The sequence below is a fragment of the Tildeniella sp. genome (assembly GCF_059505325.1).
On sequence record NZ_JCACKI010000019.1, the window covers coordinates 1 to 20,718 of the forward strand.

General features: G+C 51.9%; 16 protein-coding genes and 1 pseudogene. 9 read left to right on the forward strand and 8 right to left on the reverse strand.

Annotation, left to right across the window (positions count from 1 at the left end; genetic code table 11):
- The first annotated feature begins 192 nt into the window (after nt 1-192).
- The 4 genes from AC5JO6_RS07990 to AC5JO6_RS08005 all read left to right on the forward strand — a co-directional run bounded on the left by AC5JO6_RS07990 (nt 193) and on the right by AC5JO6_RS08005 (nt 4,599).
- A complete protein-coding gene (locus AC5JO6_RS07990; protein WP_496080529.1) occupies nt 193-1,227 on the forward strand; it encodes an ABC transporter ATP-binding protein in 1,035 nt (344 codons plus the stop codon).
- Nucleotides 1,227-2,015 (forward strand): ABC transporter permease, encoded by a 789-nt coding sequence (locus tag AC5JO6_RS07995; protein ID WP_496080530.1) that lies wholly within the window; start codon nt 1,227-1,229, stop codon nt 2,013-2,015. Before AC5JO6_RS07990 ends, AC5JO6_RS07995 begins: the two co-directional genes overlap by 1 nt.
- Before the next feature lie 95 nt (nt 2,016-2,110).
- Nucleotides 2,111-3,841 (forward strand): GldG family protein, encoded by a 1,731-nt coding sequence (locus AC5JO6_RS08000; RefSeq protein ID WP_496080531.1) that lies wholly within the window; start codon nt 2,111-2,113, stop codon nt 3,839-3,841.
- A gap of 89 nt (nt 3,842-3,930) precedes the next feature.
- Nucleotides 3,931-4,599 carry a DUF4340 domain-containing protein gene (locus AC5JO6_RS08005; protein WP_496080532.1) on the forward strand — a complete coding sequence of 223 codons (669 nt, stop codon included), beginning with the start codon at nt 3,931-3,933 and terminating at the stop codon, nt 4,597-4,599.
- A 173-nt stretch (nt 4,600-4,772) separates the two neighbouring features.
- Here the strand turns inward: AC5JO6_RS08005 and AC5JO6_RS08010 are convergent, their stop codons facing one another.
- Both AC5JO6_RS08010 and AC5JO6_RS08015 read right to left on the reverse strand, forming a co-directional pair.
- Nucleotides 4,773-5,129 carry a hypothetical protein gene (locus tag AC5JO6_RS08010; protein WP_496080533.1) on the reverse strand — a complete coding sequence of 119 codons (357 nt, stop codon included), beginning with the start codon at nt 5,127-5,129 and terminating at the stop codon, nt 4,773-4,775.
- A gap of 92 nt (nt 5,130-5,221) precedes the next feature.
- Complete coding sequence (locus tag AC5JO6_RS08015) at nt 5,222-6,766, reverse strand: bifunctional aminoglycoside phosphotransferase/ATP-binding protein (RefSeq protein ID WP_496080534.1); 1,545 nt, start codon at nt 6,764-6,766, stop codon at nt 5,222-5,224.
- Between the two features lie 458 nt (nt 6,767-7,224).
- Between AC5JO6_RS08015 and AC5JO6_RS08020 the strand changes: the two genes are divergently transcribed.
- The 4 genes and pseudogenes from AC5JO6_RS08020 to AC5JO6_RS08035 all read left to right on the forward strand — a co-directional run bounded on the left by AC5JO6_RS08020 (nt 7,225) and on the right by AC5JO6_RS08035 (nt 11,942).
- Nucleotides 7,225-8,973 (forward strand): iron uptake porin, encoded by a 1,749-nt coding sequence (locus tag AC5JO6_RS08020; protein WP_496080535.1) that lies wholly within the window; start codon nt 7,225-7,227, stop codon nt 8,971-8,973.
- 160 nt (nt 8,974-9,133) lie between these two features.
- A complete protein-coding gene (locus AC5JO6_RS08025) occupies nt 9,134-10,009 on the forward strand; it encodes a transporter substrate-binding domain-containing protein (protein ID WP_496080536.1) in 876 nt (291 codons plus the stop codon).
- 447 nt (nt 10,010-10,456) lie between these two features.
- Nucleotides 10,457-11,128: pseudogene (locus AC5JO6_RS08030) on the forward strand (amino acid ABC transporter permease); the annotation flags it as partial.
- A gap of 79 nt (nt 11,129-11,207) precedes the next feature.
- Nucleotides 11,208-11,942: an amino acid ABC transporter ATP-binding protein gene (locus AC5JO6_RS08035; protein ID WP_496080537.1), complete on the forward strand. Its 735-nt coding sequence runs from the start codon at nt 11,208-11,210 to the stop codon at nt 11,940-11,942.
- Between the two features lie 54 nt (nt 11,943-11,996).
- Here the strand turns inward: AC5JO6_RS08035 and AC5JO6_RS08040 are convergent, their stop codons facing one another.
- From AC5JO6_RS08040 to AC5JO6_RS08050, 3 genes are all read right to left on the reverse strand, one after another.
- Nucleotides 11,997-13,565 carry an ABC transporter ATP-binding protein gene (locus AC5JO6_RS08040; RefSeq protein ID WP_496080538.1) on the reverse strand — a complete coding sequence of 523 codons (1,569 nt, stop codon included), beginning with the start codon at nt 13,563-13,565 and terminating at the stop codon, nt 11,997-11,999.
- A 196-nt stretch (nt 13,566-13,761) separates the two neighbouring features.
- On the reverse strand, nt 13,762-14,838 hold the full coding sequence (locus AC5JO6_RS08045) for a BMP family protein (protein ID WP_496080539.1): 1,077 nt from the start codon (nt 14,836-14,838) through the stop codon (nt 13,762-13,764).
- Nucleotides 14,839-15,163: 325 nt separating this feature from the next.
- A complete protein-coding gene (locus AC5JO6_RS08050; protein WP_496080540.1) occupies nt 15,164-15,538 on the reverse strand; it encodes a hypothetical protein in 375 nt (124 codons plus the stop codon).
- A gap of 392 nt (nt 15,539-15,930) precedes the next feature.
- Here AC5JO6_RS08050 and AC5JO6_RS08055 point away from each other — a divergent pair, with 392 nt between their 5' ends.
- Complete coding sequence (locus AC5JO6_RS08055) at nt 15,931-16,467, forward strand: orange carotenoid protein N-terminal domain-containing protein (RefSeq protein ID WP_496080541.1); 537 nt, start codon at nt 15,931-15,933, stop codon at nt 16,465-16,467.
- Between the two features lie 201 nt (nt 16,468-16,668).
- On the opposite strand, the gene AC5JO6_RS08060 is transcribed toward AC5JO6_RS08055, so the two are convergent.
- From AC5JO6_RS08060 to AC5JO6_RS08070, 3 genes are all read right to left on the reverse strand, one after another.
- A complete protein-coding gene (locus tag AC5JO6_RS08060) occupies nt 16,669-17,715 on the reverse strand; it encodes a glucokinase (RefSeq protein ID WP_496080542.1) in 1,047 nt (348 codons plus the stop codon).
- A gap of 431 nt (nt 17,716-18,146) precedes the next feature.
- A complete protein-coding gene (locus AC5JO6_RS08065) occupies nt 18,147-19,490 on the reverse strand; it encodes an ABC transporter substrate-binding protein (RefSeq protein WP_496080543.1) in 1,344 nt (447 codons plus the stop codon).
- 93 nt (nt 19,491-19,583) lie between these two features.
- The gene (locus tag AC5JO6_RS08070) at nt 19,584-20,465 is read right to left on the reverse strand and encodes a YihY/virulence factor BrkB family protein (protein WP_496080544.1); all 882 of its coding nucleotides are present in this window, start codon (nt 20,463-20,465) and stop codon (nt 19,584-19,586) included.
- Nucleotides 20,466-20,718: the final 253 nt, after the last annotated feature.

Below are 20,718 nucleotides of genomic sequence, written 5' to 3' on the forward strand. Positions count from 1 at the left end.
GCTGATAGCTGATAGCTGATAGCTGATAGCTGATAGCTGATAGCTGATAGCTTTTACAACCCTTTAGCGATCGCCTTTCAAAATGACGCTCAGTAACTTCACTGAAACTTGGCTTGTCGCTGTACCGTCTCAATTGATATAACCTGGGGTAGAGATGGGTATTATCAAGCTGCCCTGATTCGTGAGGTTCACATGATTGAAGTTGAGCACTTAAGCAAAGTTTACGGCTCAACCCCTGCCATTGAGGATGTCACGTTCGCGGTGGAACCAGGGGAGATTTTGGGGTTCTTGGGACCCAACGGAGCCGGAAAGACCACGACGATGCGGATTTTGTCGGGCTATCTGCCTGCCTCAGCGGGAACGGCAAAGGTGGCAGGGTTTGAAGTCCACGACAATTCGATGGCAGTGCGGAAGCATATTGGCTACTTGCCCGAAACGCCACCGCTGTATCCAGATATGACAGTCGAAGGCTTTTTGCATTTCGTGGCACGGATTAAAGGTGTGAGTGCGGGCGATCGCCCGAATCGCGTCCAAACCGCCATCAAGCGCTGCAACCTGACCGAAAAGAGCCATACGCTCATTCGCAAGCTATCCAAAGGCTATCGGCAGCGAGTGGGTATCGCACAGGCGATCGTCCACGATCCGCCAGCCATCATTCTGGACGAACCAACCGTCGGGTTAGATCCGCGTCAAATTGCCGAAGTTCGCAGTCTGATCAAGAATCTGGCAGGCGATCATACGGTGATTCTTTCGACGCACATTTTGCCGGAAGTGAGCATGACGTGCGATCGCATTGCCATCATCAACAAAGGTCGTGTCGTGGCGACCAATACACCCGAAAACCTGATGGCACAGCTTACAGGCGGCTCTGGTTATGAGCTAGAAGTCGATGGCGAGGCAGCAGACATTCACTCCCGTTTGATGGTTTTTCTCCAGGGTTTGCCGAACGTCAAGCTGGTCGAGCGAGTGTCTACCGACTTGCCGGAGCACCACAAGCTGCGGGTGATTGCTGAACCAGGGACAGAACTGGTCGGTCGAGATATTGCCAAGACTGTCGTTGGTGCGGGTGTGGGGCTGTACGAAATGCGGCGATCGCAAGCCACACTCGAAGATGTCTTTTTGGAACTGACGACCGAGGAAAAGCCTCTGGATACCACCACCGATTTGGAGTCTGAGAGCGAATCTGAGGGCGAAGAGGCTGAACCATCAGCGGGAGAAGCAGCTTAATGCGTGTGATTATGAGCAACATTCTGGCAATTTACCGCCGCGAGCTACAGAGCTACTTTGCGTCGCCGCTTGCCTATGCGATCGCGGGTGTGTTCTGGCTGCTGGCAGGCTTTTTCTTTATTTCTATTTTGGGCGGCATTACGCAGCAGGTTGCTTACGCGGATAGTGCTGGTTATCAGTCGCCGATCGATGTGCCCTATCAGTTCTTGCAGTTCTTCTTGAGTACCCTGGGTTCCATTGCTCTCTTTATCCTGCCGATTTTGTCGATGGGCTTATATGCCGAAGAACGCAAGCGTGGCACATTGGAACTCTTAGCAACGTCACCGATTACCAATTGGGCGGTGGCGCTCGGTAAGCTGTTAGGCGTGCTGACCTTTTTTGCGACGATGGTGCTGCCGCTGCTGATCTATGAGGCGATCGTTTTCAGTACCACCACGCCGCCTTTCAGCTTTACCATTGTGTTGGTGGCGCATCTAGGCTTGATTCTGCTGGCAGCGGCGATTCTTTCGCTGGGAATGTTCGTCTCCTCGCTGACCGATAGTACGATTCTGGCTGCGATCGGCACCTTTGGCTTAGTCCTCTTTCTCTGGGTCGTCGAAATCCTTGGTCAAAAGCTCGGTGGACCTGCTGGCGCAGCGTTGAGTCACCTGTCTCTGCTGAAGCACTACAACAATTTGACCCAGGGCATTCTGGACAGCAGTAGCCTGGTTTTGTTTGCCAGCTACATTGTGTTGGGGCTATTTTTGACCGCGCAGTCGATCGATGCGTTTAGGTTTCAGCGATCGTAAACCGCAGAAATCGGGTTTCTTTGTAGGCATAGGCTGTGAATATCAAAGCTACGCCCAGAAACCCGATTTCTCTTCATTCCCATTTTTCTTGTTATATGAAAACGCTTTCTCCCAATCTGAAATACCTCAAATACCTCTTCTGGCTGGGACCGATGCTGGTGATTGCAGGCGCGATCGCGGGTATTGTCTCCGGTTCCTTTAGCCCCATCCCATTGGGACTCGTTATTGCAGGCGTGGTTGTCGTTGGTCTGTGGCTGGTATTTCAATCGACGTATGCTGACCACTCGACGCAGCCAGGGTTCTGGAGCCAGCGATCGACGCAGGTCGGTGCCAATGCGCTGATCACCACCCTATCGGTAGTGGCGATTTTGGGCTTGATCAACTTTCTAGCAGCCAATCATGTAGGACGGCTGGATCTGACGGAGAATCAGTTGTTCTCGCTGGCACCCGAAACGCAGCAGTTGGTGAAGAATCTGAAACAGCCTGTGAAAGTGTGGGTGTTTGTGCCACAGCCCAGTGCGCGCGATCGTGAGTTGCTAGAAAGCTATCACCGTCAGAGCGATCGACTGAGCTATGAATTTGTTGATCCCAACACGCAGCCATCGGTTGTGCAACGGCTAGAGGTCAAGAGTAATGGCGATGTCATTGCCGAACTTCAGCCCGAAGGTCGCAAGCAGTATGTGCAGACGATCGCGCCAACGACGGGAGATAGTCTGGTCGGCGATGGGGGATACCTATCGGAAGTCAAGCTCACCAGTGCGTTGGAGCAACTGATTAGCAATCGTCAGTCGTTTGCCTATGTGATTCAGGGGCATGGTGAACACCCGATCGACCAGTCTCAGGGCGCAATTTCGCAAGCCGTAAAAGGGCTGCAAGAGAAAAATTTCACCGTCAAACCGCTCAACTTGTTGGAAACAGCGACGATTCCTACCGATGCCAATGTTTTGGTGCTGGCGGGACCGCAGAAAGCGCTGTTAGCACCAGAAGTCAGCGCCCTGGATACTTACCTCAAAAGCGGTGGCAATCTGTTCCTCATGCTTGACCCCAACACCACTCCGGGTCTGGATAGTCTGCTCACTAGCTGGGGCGTGACTGTGGACAAGCGAGTCGTGATTGATGTCTCTGGCAGGCTGGCTCAGCTTGGTCCCGCGTTTTCGTCCGTCAGTCAGTACGGCAACCATCCGATTACCAAGGATTTTGGCAGTGCGCTTTCGATCTATCCGCTGGCGCAGCCGATCGATGTAAAGCCCCAGACAGACGTGAAATCCACGCCATTGCTGTTTACCAGTGAACGAAGCTGGGCAGAAAGCAACGTCAAAGCGCAACCGCTGAAGTTTGATCAAGGGAGCGATCGACCAGGACCGTTAGTCATCGGCTTTGCCCTCACTCGCACTGCCACCTCATCTACACCCAGTCCATCGCCCAGTCCTTCACCCTCCGCGTCAGCCAGCCCAGTAAGACCATCACCCAGTCCTTCAGCCAGCCCCTCTCCATCTGCTTCTGCGAGTTCATCCCCCAGTCCTTCACCAGCAACCGCTGCAACTGACCCAAAACCAAAAGAATCGCGTTTGGTCGTCATCGGCAATTCCCGCTTTGCCGAAGATGGTGGCGTGAATCAGGGCATCAACGGCGATGTCTTCATCAACTCAGTGCGCTGGCTTAGTCGCGCCGATGACCAATCTCTTTCCATTCGTCCCAAAGAAGCCAAAAATCGTCGGTTAGGACTGTCGGGTCAGCAGTCTAATCTGGCAATCTGGACAGCGATCGTCATTCTTCCCTTACTCGGCTTTGGCGCTGCGTTTGGGGTTTGGTGGCGGAGACGGTAGTGGAAAGGCTAAAGGCTAAAGGCTAAAGGCTCAATGGTCAGCTTTTAGCCTTTAGCATTCATGCTTTATCTTTTTCTTTTTTTAGCACTATGAAATTTCAAAAAACGCCTTTAATTTTGTTGGCGATCGCCCTTTTACTCGGTGCCTTTGTCTACCTGTATGAAGTGCAGGGAAAGCCTCAGCGAGAAGACGCAAAAGCACAAACCGAAAAGCTTTTCGCGTTCAAAGAGGATGAGGTACGATCGCTAACCCTAACAACGCCAACGCAAACATTAGCCTTTGCGAAAACTCCGGCAGCGCGAGTGACTGCGTCAAAAACGGATCAGGCAACGGCGCAAACGCCTGCTGATGCGCTGGTCTGGGCGATGACGGCACCCGACAAAACAGCGGCGAATGATGCCTCTGTTGCTTATTTGCTCAATTTGCTAACAACAGGAAAGCGTCAGCAAACGCTCACCGTACCTGCTAACAAGCAAGCGGAGTTTGGGCTAGACAAGCCGATCGCGATCGCTGACGTAAAACTTGCCAACCAGCAAACCCATCGCCTGGTGCTAGGTAAGCCAAACTTCGATCGTAGCGCCTTGTATGCTCAGGTTGATCCGCCTGCTCAGGCAAAGGCTGATTTAGCTGTGGCGTTAGTTTCTACCGACTTTGAGAATGCTGTGAACCGTCCGTTAGCTGACTGGAAGGTAAAAGAACCCGTTGCCCAGCCGTCGCCAACTCAAACGTTGAAGCAGTCGCAGCCTCAAAAGCCCTAAAATGTTTTGCGTTCCAGGATCAAAAGCTTATTTCAAATAGCCGCGCACTTTTGCATTAGCTATCAGCTATCAGCTTTTTTCTAAATTTATTGCTGACCGCTGACCGCTGACCGCTGACCGCTGACTGCTAACCGCTAACCGCTCAAGAGCTTGCCCTTATTTCTTTACAGGCACTAAATTTTTCTGCGAAACAACCAGCCAAAGTGCTTGCGACCGCGTGATTGATGCTGTCGGCGTGTAGCTGGAGTACCGTGCTTACGAAATCTAGCTCGTCGTGTTGGTTCGGTGACTGATGGCTCCTCTTTTCCTTCTTCTGCTTCCTCTTTTGCCTGCTGCTCTGCCTTCGTTGGCTCATATTCATCTTTGGGCTTGAGCCATGCTGCAATCGTCCCGCTGGCAATGCCACCGATCGCCCCAAAAGAAATACTCAGCAGGGGACCATAACCCAGCACAGCGAAACCAAGCATGAAGACTAGCCAGTACTTCACACCCGTAGCTAAACCGACGTTGACATCTGGCTTTTTGGACATTGCGTAGGGGCTGAGAGGTAAGGAGTGAGGAGTGAGGAGTGAGAGGGTTGAGTTAATGCTGGCTCCTTACCTTCCCAGTTTCCTCAGCCTTTTCACTCCCTTTTAGCCGTTACCTTCTCTAATTGTGCTGCCAAGTCTTGTGTTGTGTCTAACGCGGTAACATACGCTTGCTCAGCTTCCCCAAAAGCATCCATGTGCTGTTGTGAAAGCAGGTCAGCCGTAGCATCAGAAATATCGTCACGGCGTTGATGCAGGCGTTCTTGTAGAACAGGTAAGGGTGCCATGCAGTGGAGAATTTGCAGGGGTAGGTGATGCGCTTGTGCTTGCGCGATCGCCGCCTCCCTGAGTGCTTGACGATCGTACTTGGCATCCAAAATGACGGTGTAGCCTTGCGTTGCTAAGGTGATGCCGAGATGCAGGAGGCGATCGTAGGTTTTCTGAGTCATCTCAGGCGTGTAGAGGTCATTATTCCCGTGCGAATCTAAAGGAATGCCTGCTAAATGCTTGCGTACAGCGTCCGATCGGAGTTGGATACCTCCCAATTGTTGGGCAAGTTGGCGGGCAACGGTGCTTTTACCAGAGCCAGATAAGCCTGCCATCAAAATTAAGCGTCCCTGCTGCGGTTGGGTATACTCCCACGCCAGACGGTAATAGCGGGCAGCAGTGGCAGATGCCTCTTGCTTGGTGGCTTCAGGAACGGATGGATCGCTTAACAAAAAGGAGGTGACTTTTGCCCGCACATAGGACTGACGGCTGAGGTAGAGCGGCAATACCTGTAAGCCTTCCCAGTCTCCGGTTTGTTCAAGATACGCATTGAGGAACAGGTTGCTGAGGTCACGCCGATCGCGCGCATCCAGATCCATGATGATGTAAGCGATGTCGAACATGACATCCACAAATCGAAACGGCTCGTTGAACTCGATGCAGTCAAACAGCAAGATCTTGTCGTGCCAGAAGGCAATATTTCGCAGGTGCACGTCGCCGTGGCATTCACGAATCCAGTTGTGCTTCACGCGGCTGTCAAAGAGTGCCTGTTGCTCGGTAAAGAGGCGATCGGTGTATTGGCGCGTTTCGTCAAACTGCTGTTGGGTTTGCGGTCCACCGACGTATTGAATGGTTTGCTCGTAGTTTTCGTCGATCGCGGCTCGAATGTTTTCGACTGTACCAAAACTGCGAATGTAGTCACTGGTTGCGCCACGGGCATGAAAGTCTGCCAGCACCTGTGCCAACTGCTCCAGTAGCGACGCAGTTAGCTCGCCCCGATCGAACAGTTCTGTAAACAAACTCGATTGGGGAAACTGCTGCATCTTGACGGTGTACTCGATCGCATCGCCTGTGCCATCTAGCTGAAAGCGCTCTCCGGTCTGGATGATGGGGAGAACTGACAAATACAGTTCTGCGGCACCGCGCTGATTCAATCGCAGTTCTTCATCACAGAAATGGTGTCGTTTTTCTAGCGTTGAGAAATCAAGAAACCCAAAGTTCATCGGCTTCTTCACTTTGTAGGCATAGTCGCCTGTTAAGAGAACATAAGAAATATGAGTTTGAATGCACTGAATCGGCTCATTGACAGGATGAGGATAGAACGTTGGTTCTAGCATCTGCTGAATGAGAGCAGGAAGAAAAGCATCAGTCATGAGTCGTGATTTCGCTGAAAAGTGATCAAATCTAACAGAATCTCTTGGGGTGCAAGCTTTTTAATCATAGGGTTCTCGGTTCTGGTGTCAAATTTGCTTAGGCTTGGTTCCTTCGGCAAGTCGCGCCACTTTAAATGGTCATCGATCGCAGAAACTAACGCGATGTGCAACTAAATTTGCCCTCATCCCCACCCTTCTCCCTGGGGAAAAGGGCTTTCGGACTTTTCGGGGTTTTAGGAAAGTCGCACATCGCAGGATGTCCAGCGATCGAATCTATGTGTTTAATCAAGAGCCAGCGCAATGTGACAAAGCCTCTCGGAGCACGATTGAGCCACATTGTCGATTGCTTTCCTGCTCATTATCAGCCAGCTTACAGTCATCAGCAAGCTTAAGGTCATCAGCAAGCTCAAGGTCAGTGGTGTTTGCCAACTATTTTCGTGGTGTGAGTGAGACAAAATATGAAGAAGCTTTTTGGGAGTGCCCTGAGCGCAACGATCGCGCTTGCGGGTGGTGGCTTGCTGCTTGAGCAAGCGGCATTAGCTGATGTTAAACCGCCAGAGGGTACGATCGGTTCTAATGCAGCTACTCAAAATACAGCAAAACTGGATTTGCAGTCGTCAGTGCTGGTGGGTGAAGTTGCGAAGCCGTCAAGTCAGGCGCGATCGCTGGAGCAAGTGACAGCGCTGTCAGAGGCAGATGAAGCGATCGCCGAGGTAGATCAAGTCACGTCTGTTTCTCAGCTCACAGATGTAAAGCCTACCGACTGGGCATTTCAAGCATTGCAATCGCTGGTTGAGCGCTACGGCTGCATTGTGGGCTATCCCGACAAAACCTATCGCGGCAACCGTGCCCTAACGCGCTATGAGTTTGCAGCGGGTTTGAACGCCTGTATGGATCGCATTAATGAACTGATTGCCGCTGGCACTGCCGATCTAGTCAAAAAAGAAGACCTGCTGGCGCTGCAAAAACTACAGGAAGAGTTCGCCGCTGAGCTTGCCACTCTGCGCGGTCGCGTTGGTGCGTTAGAAGCACGTGCCGCCACGCTGGAAAAGCAGCAGTTTTCAACCACCACTAAGCTCGGTACAGAGCTGATTACGTATCTTGCAAATGCCTTTGGTGAGCGGACGAGCGCACGTAACAATACCGACATTGGGTTCCGTTTGCGCCTTGATTTCGACACCAGTTTTACAGGTAAAGATCGCCTGCGTACGCGTTTGCAAGCGACCAATCTACGGAAGTTTGACATTGGTAGTGACTTTGGTGTGTCGCCTGTGGGTCGAGCCACCAGCGATTTGTCAGATGAAACGCGCTTTCTGGCTACTAGCACTGGTTCCAATAGCAATGTGACGCTGAACCGACTCCAGTATCGGTTTCCCATCGGCGATAAGTTAACGGTCTTTTTAGATGCCAACACGATCGACCCGTCGATCGTCACTGATCCCATCACGCCGTTTAACGATCAGGCAACGGGTTCGCCGTCTAACTTCGCGCAGATTAACCCTGTCTGGTTTCCGATCGGCAACCAGGCAGGCGTTGCCGTTAACTACGCGATCAGCCCCAATTTTCAACTAGATTTTGGCTACCAGGGCGAGGGCGACAGTCCCAATAATCCTCAGCTTGGCGTGTTTAACAGCGGGTACAGCGCCTTTGCCCATCTCATTGTTTACTCCGGCACCTTCAAGCTGGGCTTTTTCTACATCAACTCTTACTCGCCACAGTTTGGGGTCGATACGCTCGCTGGCAGTAATGCGGCAAAGATACTGGGCGCGGGTCCCGTGGTGGGCAATGGCTACAGCATTGAGCTGGATTACCGCATTACCAGTTGGTTTGAACTGGGCGGCTGGGTCGGTCTTACACAGGCGCGAACATTAGGCGCGGGCAGCAGAGGCGATGCTGATATCTGGAACTTTGCCGTCAATTTAGCCTTCCCCGATTTGGGTAAAAAAGGCAATCTGGGCGGCATTGTGTTTGGGATGCAGCCAAAGCTGACAGGCACCAGCAATGCAGCGGTTGCCAGCGCGATCGGGCTGCCAGCGGGGCAACGCGACGATCGAGATACGGGCTACCACATCGAAGTGTTCTATCGCTACCAGTTGACAGACAACATCTCGATTACGCCCGGTGTCATCTGGCTTACGGCTCCTAACCACGACGATCGCAATCCTGATGCTGTGGTGGGCGTGATTCGTACCACCTTTGTGTTCTAACGTTGCTTGTAACGCGATCGCTCCAGGTCGAAAGCTTGGCTGAGGCAATTTGTGACGCTAAGAATTGTGCCAGGGGCTTTGCAACGTGTACCGATCGTGTGAAATTTGCCTGATTACAGACCGTTAACCTCAACGCCCCATTGACAAGGAACTAAGTTTGATGAAACGTCGATCGCTTTTAACATTGTCCTTGACTACGATCGTGGCTGTCAGTGCGCTGGCAAGCTGCGAACCACCCCAGCCGGGGCAAAACACCACCTCAAGCAGCGGCAAAAAAGTGCTGACAATGGTGACATCGCCCGACTATCCACCTTACGAGTACTACGACACTGGCGGTGGTGAACGTAAGATTGTGGGTTTCGACGTGGATATTGCTAACAAAATTGCCAGTGAATTGGGCTACGAACTCAAAATTAACGAATCGGACTTTAACGGTTTGGTGCCTGCACTTCAGGCAAAGCGGGCTGACTTTGTAATGGCAGGGATGACCCCCACGCCCGAACGTCAGAAGAACGTTGACTTCTCGACCATCTACTACGATGCCAAGAACACGATCATCGCGCCCAAGGCAAGCAATTTGAAAACGACGAAAGATCTGGCAGGCAAAACGGTGGGCGTACAGCTAGGCTCGATTCAAGAAGGCGATGCGAAGAAAATTGCTGCAAAAGTGCCGGGGATGAAGGTCAAGCAGCTCAACAAAGTGCCAGATATCATCCAGGAAATTAAATCCAGCCGCATTGATGCCGCGATCGTGGAAGATACCGTTGCCAAAGGTTTTACCGATTCCAGCACCGATCTGGTTTTCAACGTCATCCCGCCTGAAGGTCCGTCTGGCTCTGCGATCGCCTTTCCTAAAGGGTCACCACTGGTCGCCGATTTCAACAAGGCACTAGAAAAAATGAAGGCAAGCGGCGAAATCAAAACCCTCGCGGCAAAGTGGTTTGCGACCAGTGCGCCCCCATCCCCTGCTGCCTCGCCCTCTGGCTCACCATCGCCTTCTGGGGCAATGTCACCATCACCCAGTAAGTCACCCTAACGGCACTTACACAAGGTTTAGATCCCCGACTTCTGGCAGGAGTCTGGCGCTCTCTGCATCACCTTTCTATAGAAGTCGGGGATCTTTGCGTGAGTCCTACCTAGTAGTCTGACAAGCATTTTTGAGCGATTGGTTCAAATCTCTTCGTTTCTTCCGTAGTAGGGACGTTACAGGTAATGTCCCTACCCTGTTGCCCGCTGCATTAGAAGGCGCTTTATGTTTCTACGCTTCAACAAACGTGCTGTGATTCCTGTGTTGACCCGATCGCGCTGGGCGATCGTTGCCCTCCAAGCGTTTCTGGTGATTGTCTTTGCGGGTTACCTGGTGGCACAACCGCTACCATCGATCGCGCAAAGCCCTACCACTGCGATCGAACGCACTGGTGAGGCTCATCAGGGGGCGATCGTGGCTCAAGTACCCGCTCCCCCACCTGCCGAAGCCCCCGCCAGTAAAGGCGGCTTGGATCTTGACTTCGGACGCATCGCGCCAGATATTCCCTTCATTCTGGCAGGCATCCCCGTTACTCTGATTTTCACCATTTCGTCTGTGTTGTTGGGGTTAGTGTGGGGATCGGCGCTCTCCCTCTGCAAAATTTCGGGTGTGAAGCCGCTGCAATGGTTTTCCTTTCTCTACACCACCATTTTTCGGGGCACACCGTTGCTGTTGCAGTTGTCGCTGGTCTACTTCGCTACACCGCAGTTAACGGGCTATAACATTACGCCGTATCAGGCAGGTGTGCTCACCTTCACGCTTAACTCTGGGGCGTATATGTCTGAAACCATTCGAGCAGGTATTCAGGCAGTGGATAAAGGTCAGGCAGAAGCCTCACTTTCACTGGGCATCCCTTACTGGCTGATGATGTGGGATGTGATTATGCCGCAAGCGTTGAAAAACATTCTGCCTGCGCTGGTCAACGAAACCATTAGTTTGCTGAAAGATTCTTCACTGGTTTCCACGATCGGCGTGGTAGAAATTCTCCGCGCTGCGCAAATTGTGGGTGCCAACAAGTACATCTACTTTGAGCCGCTGCTGTTTGCTGGACTCATTTACTACATTCTCGTCATGGGGCTGACCTATGCTGCCAGTGCGCTCGAACGGCGCTTAAGGCGTAGCGAATGACGCAGTAATCCCAATGGCGGTTGCGACATGCTAGTAGCAGATTTACGCTTAGACCATTTAGATCAGGAGTTTAAAAACCATGAGCGAAACCATTATTAAAACTGAGGGATTGCATAAATCCTTTGGCAAGCTGGACGTGCTAAAAGGCATTTCTACTGAAATTCGTAAAGGTGAAGTAGTGGCGGTGATTGGTCCTTCGGGCTGCGGCAAATCGACTTTACTGCGCTGCATGAATCTGTTAGAAACGCCGACACAAGGGCAGATTTTCTTTAAGGGCGAAGAGATTACAGCACCCAAAACCAATATCTCTAAAGTGCGTCAAAGCTTAGGGATGGTGTTTCAGCACTTCCATCTGTTTCCACACATGACGGTGCTGAAGAATGTCACCTATGCCCCGACCAAAATATCCAAGGTTTCCTCTGACGAAGCGAGAACGCTGGGTATGGATCTGTTGGAAAAAGTGGGGCTGGAAGAGAAAGCAGATGTCTATCCCTCCAGGCTTTCGGGTGGACAAAAGCAACGCGTGGCGATCGCCCGTGCCCTGGCAATGCAACCCGACGTGATTTTGTTTGATGAACCCACCTCTGCGCTTGACCCCGAAATGGTGCAAGAAGTGCTGGAAGTGATGAAAGGGCTGGCAAAAACGGGGATGACGATGGCGATCGTGACCCACGAAATGGGCTTTGCGCGTGAAGTCGCCGATCGCATCTGGTTTCTCAACGAGGGTTGCTTAGCCGAAGACGCAGACCCCGATACGTTTTTCACCAACCCACAGTGCGATCGTGCCAAGCAGTTCCTCGAAAAGATGCTTTAGCGGTTGGAGTGATCAACTACTTCAGATCCCCGACTTCTTGAAGAAGTCGGGGATCTAGTTCAGCGAATTGAGTAACGATCGATCACCCGCCATCAATAACCCAATGGTTGCAGAAGTCGCTGTTTGAGCATCCAGCACGGCGAGAAACTGACCTTCGTAAAGCACCGCAATGCGATCGCTCATTGCCATGACTTCTTCTAGTTCTGTAGAGATGTAGAGAATAGCGGCTCCGCGCGATCGTTCGGCTAGTAATGCCTTTTGCACGTACTCGGTTGCGCCCACATCTAAGCCGCGTGTGGGCTGCATGGCGATAATCAACGCGGGTTCGCCTGAAAGTTCACGTGCCAACACGACCTTTTGCTGATTGCCGCCCGACAGTTGATTGAGCTGTAGTTTGCCGCTGGTTGCTCGAATGTCAAAGGTCTGAATGGCGTGGTTGGCGTGAGCGTCGATCGCCGATCGCTGGAGCAGCCAGTGACGACAAAAGGGTAAGCGCTGGAAGGCTTTGAGGATGAGATTGCGGGCAATGCTAAAGCGCATCACCAGCCCCATTTTCTGGCGGTCTTCGGGAATATAGCCGAACTTAAGCTGTTTGACTCGCTGTTGGGCTGTCCAATGGGTAATATCGGTGCCGTTTAGCGCGATCGTGCCTTGAGTGGCAGGGCGCAACCCGGCGATCGCGTCTGCCAGTTCTCGCTGACCGTTGCCATCCACTCCAGCTACGCCCAGAATTTCGCCTGCCTGTAGCTGGAACGAAACGCCCTTCAAGGCTGCCAGAGCGCGATCGTCACTGACATGGAGGTTATGGATCGCTAGAACGGTGCGATCGACCGCACTCTCAGCATGAGTGCCACTAGTTTTATCCAACTGAAACAGCACGTCTCGCCCGACCATCAGCTTTGCCAGATCCTGGCGAGTCGCACCGTTGGTTGTAGTGGTTGCAACCACCTGTCCCCGCCGCAAAACCGTCACAGCATCACAGAGACTCAGCACTTCCTCCAGCTTGTGACTAATGAAAATAATCGTATGGTCTGTTGCCGCTAACTGACGCAACACATCAAAAAACGTTTTGATTTCTGGTGGCGTTAGCACTGCCGTTGGCTCATCCAGAATCAGCAATTTCGCCTGACGGTACAGCGCTTTCAGAATCTCTACGCGCTGCTGTGCGCCTACGGGCAAATCACCCACTACCGCAAAGGGGTCAACCGCAAGACCGTATGCCTCTGACATTGCTGCAATGGCTTGCGCTTTCTGCCGCAGATTAAGCCGTAAAGACGCTCCCGTACCCAAAATAATGTTTTCAGCGACGGTTAACTGCGGCACCAGCATAAAGTGCTGATGGATCATGCCAATCCCCTGCTGGATTGCCACATTGGGCGATGTGATTTCGACAGGCTTTCCCTTAAGGTAAATCTGCCCTGCATCAGGACGGTACAGTCCGCTCAGAATATTCATCAGAGTTGTCTTGCCTGCACCGTTTTCGCCCAGCAAGGCATGGATGCCACCCGTTGGAATCTCTAAATTAATGCTGTCATTGGCGGTAAAGGTGCCAAAGCGTTTGGTGATGCGATCGAGACGGAGATAAGGGGGTGTAGGGTGTGGGGTGTGGGGTGTGGGGTGCATGGAGTAGTCGGACGGTGGAAGGGGTTATTGGCTGTTAGTTGTTAGAAAGCTAAAGGATGTAGCTTGCTTCTGCAAAGCAGTAGGCTAAAAGCTAAAAGCTAAATTAACTCAAAACTCAAAACTTTCTCCGCTCCCCTGCTTCCTTTGCTTCCCTTGCCCCTCGTCTTCCTCATCCCCTCATCTCCCTAACCCCTCTCTAAGCTCCTTTCACACAGCGGGTTTCCTTCCCGCCTTCCGAGCAGCTTTCAAAGGTGATCTTTTTGGCGAGAATTGCGTCTTCGGTTGTTTTCACTTTATCTTGTAGTGCCTTAGGGACAGCAGTGCCGTATTTACCAAGATAAAGAATGTCTGGTTCTTCGAGACCGAGGGAGTAAAGTTGACCTTTGAGTTCGTTTTTGGAGGAGAGATCGGCGAGTTTGCCGATCGCCAAATCGATTCGTTTCACCGCACTAGTTAAAATGGATTTGGGCGTGATGTCGAACTGGTCAACGGTATTGCCGATCGTATAGGCACCTTTTTCTTCTGCCGTTTTCAATGCAGTAGGCGCAGCATTGTCCAGCCAGGGATAGACCACATCAGCGCCCGCAGATACCAGCGCATCGACGGCTTCCTTCGCCTTCGCAGCATCATTCCAATCGCCTGTAAAGGTAGATTTAACCTGAATGGTAGGCTTAATGGACTTTGCACCCAGCGTAAAGCCGCGCAATTCTTCCTGCGTTGCCAAAAACTCTTGTCCAGCAATGTAGGCAAGCTTGCCCGTCTTACTCACTGACGCAGCCAAAATGCCGCAGAGATAGCTGACTTGCAGGTTATCCAGTCGGAGCGAGGCGACATTGGCTCCCGTTGCGGCTCCGTTGACGACAACAAAAAAGGTTTTGGGGAACTGGGCGGCAACTTGCTTCGCAGCCGCATCAAACTGTCCACCGTGAGCATAGACCAGGTTGAAACCACGGCGAGCAAAATCAGACAGCGCTTCTGCCTGGTCTGCCTGCCCCACTTTCTCAACGTAGGCAGTTTCGGCTCCTAGCTTAGACTTGATTTCTTCTAACCCTGTATAGCCCGCCTGGTTCCAGGCTTTGTCGGTGATAATGCCGGGTAGCACCATAGCTGCTTTGAAGCCAGAGGCACTGGGCGATGCTGATGGCGAGGCGGCGGACGGTGCAGGGCTATTGCTGGTAGTAGGACTGCTGGCACAGGCATTGAACAATAGGCTACTGCCGAGTGCTGCTGAACCATACACAAGAAACTGACGACGATCGTACTTTCCAGTCATGCTCTCTAGAATTCCTTTTGATAAAACAGGCGTTGGGCTGGGGACGTTGGAGGGACTAAAGCAGAGCGTTTCAAGCCATCAATAGCCTCAGGTCGGATGCTTGCAGTCCACTTTGCGCGCGATCGCCTCTAAGCAGTCATTAAACGGCTTCTGTATCAGCAAACTGTATCTCTACGCACATTTTAGTTGCCTAAACCGTAGGAAGCGTTTTTCAAAGTGGTCAGTAAGGGTTGCAAGACGACTGCGTTACACCCATACAGCATCAAACAGCGAAGGGGTCGGCGATCGCCGACCCCTTCAGCTCACCTCAAGTTGTACTGAGTCCTTAGCCTTGCTCTCCAGTGCTGCCCTTCTCTAAGGCTTTTTGTACAAGGTCGTCGCTCACGTTCCCCACGTTTGGCGTACTAGAGCTTGCATCACTTGCCATTTTTTTGTAATCGTTGGGGTTGCCTGTACTGTCTTCTGTCAACGTTGAGGGTTCAAGCTCAGAAACCTCAAGCTGTGGTGACGTTACAGCTTCTGCCGCAGTTGCACCTTCGCTGGTACGGTCGATGTCGCTAACACTAAACTGTTTGGATGCTTCATAATCTGCTTCTACATTTGCATCTGGTGCTTTGCGATCGCCCCCAGCTATATCTTCTACCGCTTGCTGAGCATCGTAGCTTTCAGATGTATCGACATTGTTATTAACTCCAGACATAAAGACTCCTTGTTAGAACTATGCAACTAATGCCGCTACCTTACCAAAGCGATCCCCGTTCAACTGAACCTCTTTGGATAGATCCTTAGAAGTTGTACAGAAATAACAGCATGGTCTGTAGCCGTCAGCCGTCAGCCGTCGCGAAAAGCTGATAGCTGATCCAAAAGTGAGCCGTCAGCGAAAAGCTGATAGCTGATAGCTGATAGCTAATAGCCGATAGCTGATCCAAAAGTGTACAGTTATTTTTTAGCAAGCTCTTAACTTCGCTCTCACAAGAGATATCAGCAAAAAACTCTGGGCAAACAAAACATCTCCACCCTGGGAAAGGTGATGCAGACTGTAAACTTCGATACACCTTAAATGGTCTTATCGTTTTGTATCGGAGTAGCGCTATGTCTCAATCTGCTAGTCAAAATGTGTCATCGACTGAGTATTTACCTGGGAAGACCCAAACAGTACTTGATGGGTTTAGCAAACTGGATGCCGACGCTAAACTGGCATTGCTCTACCTGGTGTATCAAAAAATGGGAAGCTCGATTACTCCTGCTGCTCCTACCGCCGCTAACCCTGAGCTGGCACCTCTTCTGATGGATGATTTTTACAGCCTGTCTCACGAAAAGCAGCTTGATGTCATGCGAGCTATCGTGAATTGTGCAAATACCGAATACTCTCATGCTTATGGGGCGTTGAAAGAAAACAACCAGTTGATGGTCTGGTTTGCCTGGGCGCAAGCAATGGGTCAGACGGTCGTTGGTTTACCAGCAGGTTATCAGGCAACGCAGGCTGTAACAGACGCACTCGGACATATTGAAGGATTGGAGTTTGAGGAGCAAATGTCCTTACTGCGCGAAATTGTCAGCGGCATGGGCTACAGCGACGTCAAGCCAGCTCCAACGCAGGCAGAGACAGGTAAAACTGCCAGTCTTTAAAGTGACTAATGGAAGCGTCGGCAAGCCCTTCTCTTTAGTGAGAAGGGTATGAGTGAGAAGGGTATGGTTCGCAAAACAGGCTTTAGGGGCTAGAGGAAGCAAGCTACAGAAAAGATACTGGGGTAAATTAGTCGCAGCTCTGTTCATGTAAAACGCTACTTGCAGGCACGATCGGAGCGGTAGCTTACAGCTTTGAGGCGCTTACAGCTTTGAGGCATAGAGAGCCGCCCCAATTAGCCCAACATGGGGATTAAGCACAATATGGACGGGCACCATCTCTAGCAATGGCAACATCCGTCCTTTGTCGATAAGGGAGCTAAGAAAACTACTGCCTTGAATGAGCGGTAGGATCTTTGGGGCAATGCCGCCAGCGATGTATAACCCACCATAAGGCAGCAGCTTGAGCGCCAGATTGCCTGCTTCGGCACCGTAGGCATCAACGAACATATGCATCGTCTGTTCTGAGAGCCGATCGCTCTTTGCTAAGGCAGCTTGGGCGATCGCGGCGGCTGGGTCTACGCTTTTTTCACGCCCAATTTCGCGCTCCCAAGTTTGCACAATCGTGCCGACATCAGGCGATTCTTCAGCAAATTGCCGATCGCGTAGAAACTGATAAATGGCGACAATGCCTTGTCCAGAAACCACGCGCTCGACCGAGATCCGCTGAATATTGTGCTTTTCGAGCAGATAGCGCGAAAGCTGAAACTCAATTTCCGATCGAGGCGCAAAATCAGAATGCCCACCCTCAGACCCATAGATGCGGTAATCGCCTTCCTGGTAGATCAAAAAGCCCTGCCCTAAGCCAGTGCCCGCACCAATGACACCGACCGGAGCATGGAGATTGCGCTTGCCAGCCTGCAAGGTCAGCAAATCGGAGTCTTCTAGTCCCAGTACGCCGTAGCCAACAGCGGCAAAATCATTAATCAGCGAAACGCGATCGATGGCTAACTCTTGGCTCAGGCGCGGCGCAGCCAGAGACCAGCAGAGGTTCGTGAGCTTAGACGTATCATCCACAACCGGACCCGCGATCGCAAAGCACGCCTTCGCCACAACGACGGATGTACCTGACGCTTGCTCTGCCTCTGCTAAAAACTGTCGCACCATCGGCACCAGATCGGGGAAGCTGGCACTACGATAGCGGTTCTCGTACAGCGGCTTGAGCGTTATTCCAATTTTGGATGGCTTTGCCTCAACCAATCGCAGAATCGTCTTTGTGCCGCCAATGTCGCCAGCCAGTAATACTGTCATGCGTTGCTTACTCCCTGTTCTGAACTAGCCTCTTCCCGTTTATCTTTGCCAAATTCCATGAAGGCGAAGGCAATCCAGTCTTCCACTACTGTAGGGATATACGATAAACCCCGCTTCAGAACTTACAAAAGAGATTGGCTTCTGAAACCCACCTGAAGGCTGAAACGGCATCTTCATTATGAAGAAACCTGGTTTCTATGTCAGCCCTAGTGAAGACGATGAAGTGTTAGCCAGCCAACACCTGACCGACAAAAGCAGTGTTATTCGACCTCTACTCTCATGACTGGGGCATTGCTGAATGCAAGTATGATTTGCCCTCATCCCCAGCCCTTCTCCCCAGGGAGAAGGGAGGTAGAAGTCCTGTCCCCTCTCCCAAAGGTAGAGGGTGAGGGCGACTTTCGCGGTTCATACCTCGATTCAGCAACGCCCTCTTATGACTGGCTGAACATTGAGTCAAGGCGTTTTTGTGCCGTAGTTAGTGCTTCCAGAGGCGTACCACGACCTAAAAGTGTGGCTTCGATCGCGCGTCCCAACTGCTCAGAAAGCCGATTGTAGCCAGGAAAAATGGGGCGCGATCGTCCAGACGCTGCCTGCGACAGAAAGACCTCTACGGCAGGTCGCTTTGCCTTGTAAGCTTGGTACGCCTCACTCTGGCGCGATCGCAGGTTAGTGGGGAGGTAGCCCGTGTCGATCGCCCATTGCGTTTGAAACCCTTCACTCAACACATATTCTGCAAAGACCTGCGCTGCCCGTTCTCGTGCGGGTGTGGTTTTGAGCAGAAACAGATTTTCGCCCCCGATCGCCGTTGCCTGAATGACCTGCCGCGGAATCGGCAGCACGCCAAACTCCACACCCGTTGCCTCAAGTTGTCCCAGCGTCCACGGACCCGATAGCTGCATCGCCACTTTACCCGCCAAAAAGCTGTCCAACTCGTAGCCTCGCTCTGGTGCTGACAACACCGCAGAACCGTCCTCAATCAAATCACGCCAAAATTGTAGGGCAGCGATCGCGCCAGAACTCACCAATTGAACGTTCGTTTTTGGTTCCCCTACGCGCGATCGCAGTGTCTCTTTCCCCCACTCCCCACTCCCCACTCCCCACCCCCCACGCTCCAAGTCACCGCCTCCACTCCACAAAAAAGGTAACCACATAAACACCGTCCACTCCCCTTTGCCCAAGGGCAGCAACAGACCGTGCTGGTCAATGCGTCCATCGCCGTTAGTATCACGAGTCAGCCTTTGGGCAACCTGGCGAAATTCTGTCCAGGTTTGCGGTAATTGGGTGATGCCTGCCGCCCGAAATAAACTCGGACGGTAAAAAATACCAACGTTGTTCGTACCAAAGGGAATCGACCAGAGATGGTTTTCTAACGTCATGCTCTCAAAGAGCGCTGGATCAAGCTGCTGCCGCAAGGGTGAGTTGTTGAGCCAATCATCCAGCGGACGGAGCGCATCCAGTTCGACCAGTTGCCCTGTCAGTAAGGGAGAGTACCACAGCAGGTCGGGAGCCGCATTGCCAACGATCGCCGCTAGAATTTTGGGCAACTGCTGGTCGCTCTGTCCTACATAGAGCGACTCGACCTGAATGGCAGGATGCTCACGGTTAAACTGGTCAACCAGGCGTTCCAGAACCGCGCGATTGGGGGGCGGATTGACCCCTTGCCAGAGCGTTAACCGCGTGACATTCGGGGCTGCGGCTGCCACTTGAAAATCCAACAAAATAAGCAGACAAAAGCAGAGCAAACAGCCTGTCAGGTAATGACGAAACTTCAGCATGATTGGCTTGCCATCTCCTGTGCCCGTTAATGCATTGCCTTGAGTTGAACGATCACAGATAACGACAGATAACAGTTCGACTTTAGAAGAAACTTACTTTTTTCGCCTCTGCCGTCGCATTGCCTCTCCGATCGTGACGTTTAGCTGGGCACCGATGAGCATCATCAGCGAACTGAGATAGAGCCACAGCAATAGCACGATGACTGCCCCGATCGCACCATACGCCCGGTTGTAGTTACCAAATTGGGAGACGTAGAAGCGAAACAGACCTGAAAGCACTGCCCAAAAAACCGCTGCGACGATCGCACCAGGAAGAATGGGCGTTCCAGCCGTCCAGCGACTTGGACCATAGCGATAGATGAAGGCACAGGCAACGGCAATGATGCTCAAAGCAACGGGCCACGTAAACCAATGCCAGAGAGCGATGACTCCTGGTTGCAAAGCGCCACTGCGATAGGCTAACACGCGTACAATAAAATCGCTGATAAAAACCAGCACTGAAGCGAAAATCACCAGTTGAATCGTGCCGATCGTCAGCGCCAACGAGACCAGTTTTGCCTTCCAAAAGGGTCGCAGTTGTTTCTGTGGCACTTGATGAATCTGATCCAGTGCAATCATCGCTGCACTGAGAACGCCAGACGCTGCCCACAGCGACACAATGAAGCTAACGGAAAAAAGCCCTCGATTCGGTTGAGCGCCAATTTCACCCACAAAATTTTGAATCAACGTCAGCGCCTCTTGAGGTGCCACCTGGCTCACCTGACTGGCAAGGTCTCGAAACGTCTTTTGAGAAACGCCAAACAGCCCGATCGCGGTTAGCAATGCCAAAATGCCGGGAAACAACGCCAGCATTCCGTTATATGCCATCTCCGAAGCAAGACCAGGCAAGCGCTGCCGCCCCGTCTGCTCGAAAATGTTGCGTAGCGTTGCCAGCGTGAGATATCGAAAGAAGCGGAAAAAGCGAATCTTGAACATGGCTGAAAGCGAGATTGAATAACCTTATTTGGTTTGCGAACACTACCCCGTTTTAGCTTTCAGCCGTCAGCTTTAAGAGGCTGTCTTAAAAGCATGGTTTCCTTTGTCCTGGCGGCTGGATGTTGCGGCTACAAAGACACTAGCGCAGCCATGCCCAGAGGGCTATAAGCTGCTTGAGTCTAAAGGACTAGCTTTAGCAACGCAGAGGCTCAAAACCTTGCTTTTGCGTGAGTCCACGTAGGCGGACTTCACC

Excerpts from the sequence above, each read along its gene's own strand:
- AC5JO6_RS07990 (WP_496080529.1), top strand. The coding sequence starts at position 193 with ATGATTGAAGTTGAGCACTTAAGCAAAGTTTACGGCTCAACCCCTGCC.
- AC5JO6_RS07995 (WP_496080530.1), top strand. The coding sequence starts at position 1,227 with ATGCGTGTGATTATGAGCAACATTCTGGCAATTTACCGCCGCGAGCTA.
- AC5JO6_RS08000 (WP_496080531.1), top strand. The coding sequence starts at position 2,111 with ATGAAAACGCTTTCTCCCAATCTGAAATACCTCAAATACCTCTTCTGG.
- AC5JO6_RS08005 (WP_496080532.1), top strand. The coding sequence starts at position 3,931 with ATGAAATTTCAAAAAACGCCTTTAATTTTGTTGGCGATCGCCCTTTTA.
- AC5JO6_RS08010 (WP_496080533.1), bottom strand. The coding sequence starts at position 5,129 with ATGTCCAAAAAGCCAGATGTCAACGTCGGTTTAGCTACGGGTGTGAAG.
- AC5JO6_RS08015 (WP_496080534.1), bottom strand. The coding sequence starts at position 6,766 with ATGACTGATGCTTTTCTTCCTGCTCTCATTCAGCAGATGCTAGAACCA.
- AC5JO6_RS08020 (WP_496080535.1), top strand. The coding sequence starts at position 7,225 with ATGAAGAAGCTTTTTGGGAGTGCCCTGAGCGCAACGATCGCGCTTGCG.
- AC5JO6_RS08025 (WP_496080536.1), top strand. The coding sequence starts at position 9,134 with ATGAAACGTCGATCGCTTTTAACATTGTCCTTGACTACGATCGTGGCT.
- AC5JO6_RS08035 (WP_496080537.1), top strand. The coding sequence starts at position 11,208 with ATGAGCGAAACCATTATTAAAACTGAGGGATTGCATAAATCCTTTGGC.
- AC5JO6_RS08040 (WP_496080538.1), bottom strand. The coding sequence starts at position 13,565 with ATGCACCCCACACCCCACACCCCACACCCTACACCCCCTTATCTCCGT.
- AC5JO6_RS08045 (WP_496080539.1), bottom strand. The coding sequence starts at position 14,838 with ATGACTGGAAAGTACGATCGTCGTCAGTTTCTTGTGTATGGTTCAGCA.
- AC5JO6_RS08050 (WP_496080540.1), bottom strand. The coding sequence starts at position 15,538 with ATGTCTGGAGTTAATAACAATGTCGATACATCTGAAAGCTACGATGCT.
- AC5JO6_RS08055 (WP_496080541.1), top strand. The coding sequence starts at position 15,931 with ATGTCTCAATCTGCTAGTCAAAATGTGTCATCGACTGAGTATTTACCT.
- AC5JO6_RS08060 (WP_496080542.1), bottom strand. The coding sequence starts at position 17,715 with ATGACAGTATTACTGGCTGGCGACATTGGCGGCACAAAGACGATTCTG.
- AC5JO6_RS08065 (WP_496080543.1), bottom strand. The coding sequence starts at position 19,490 with ATGCTGAAGTTTCGTCATTACCTGACAGGCTGTTTGCTCTGCTTTTGT.
- AC5JO6_RS08070 (WP_496080544.1), bottom strand. The coding sequence starts at position 20,465 with ATGTTCAAGATTCGCTTTTTCCGCTTCTTTCGATATCTCACGCTGGCA.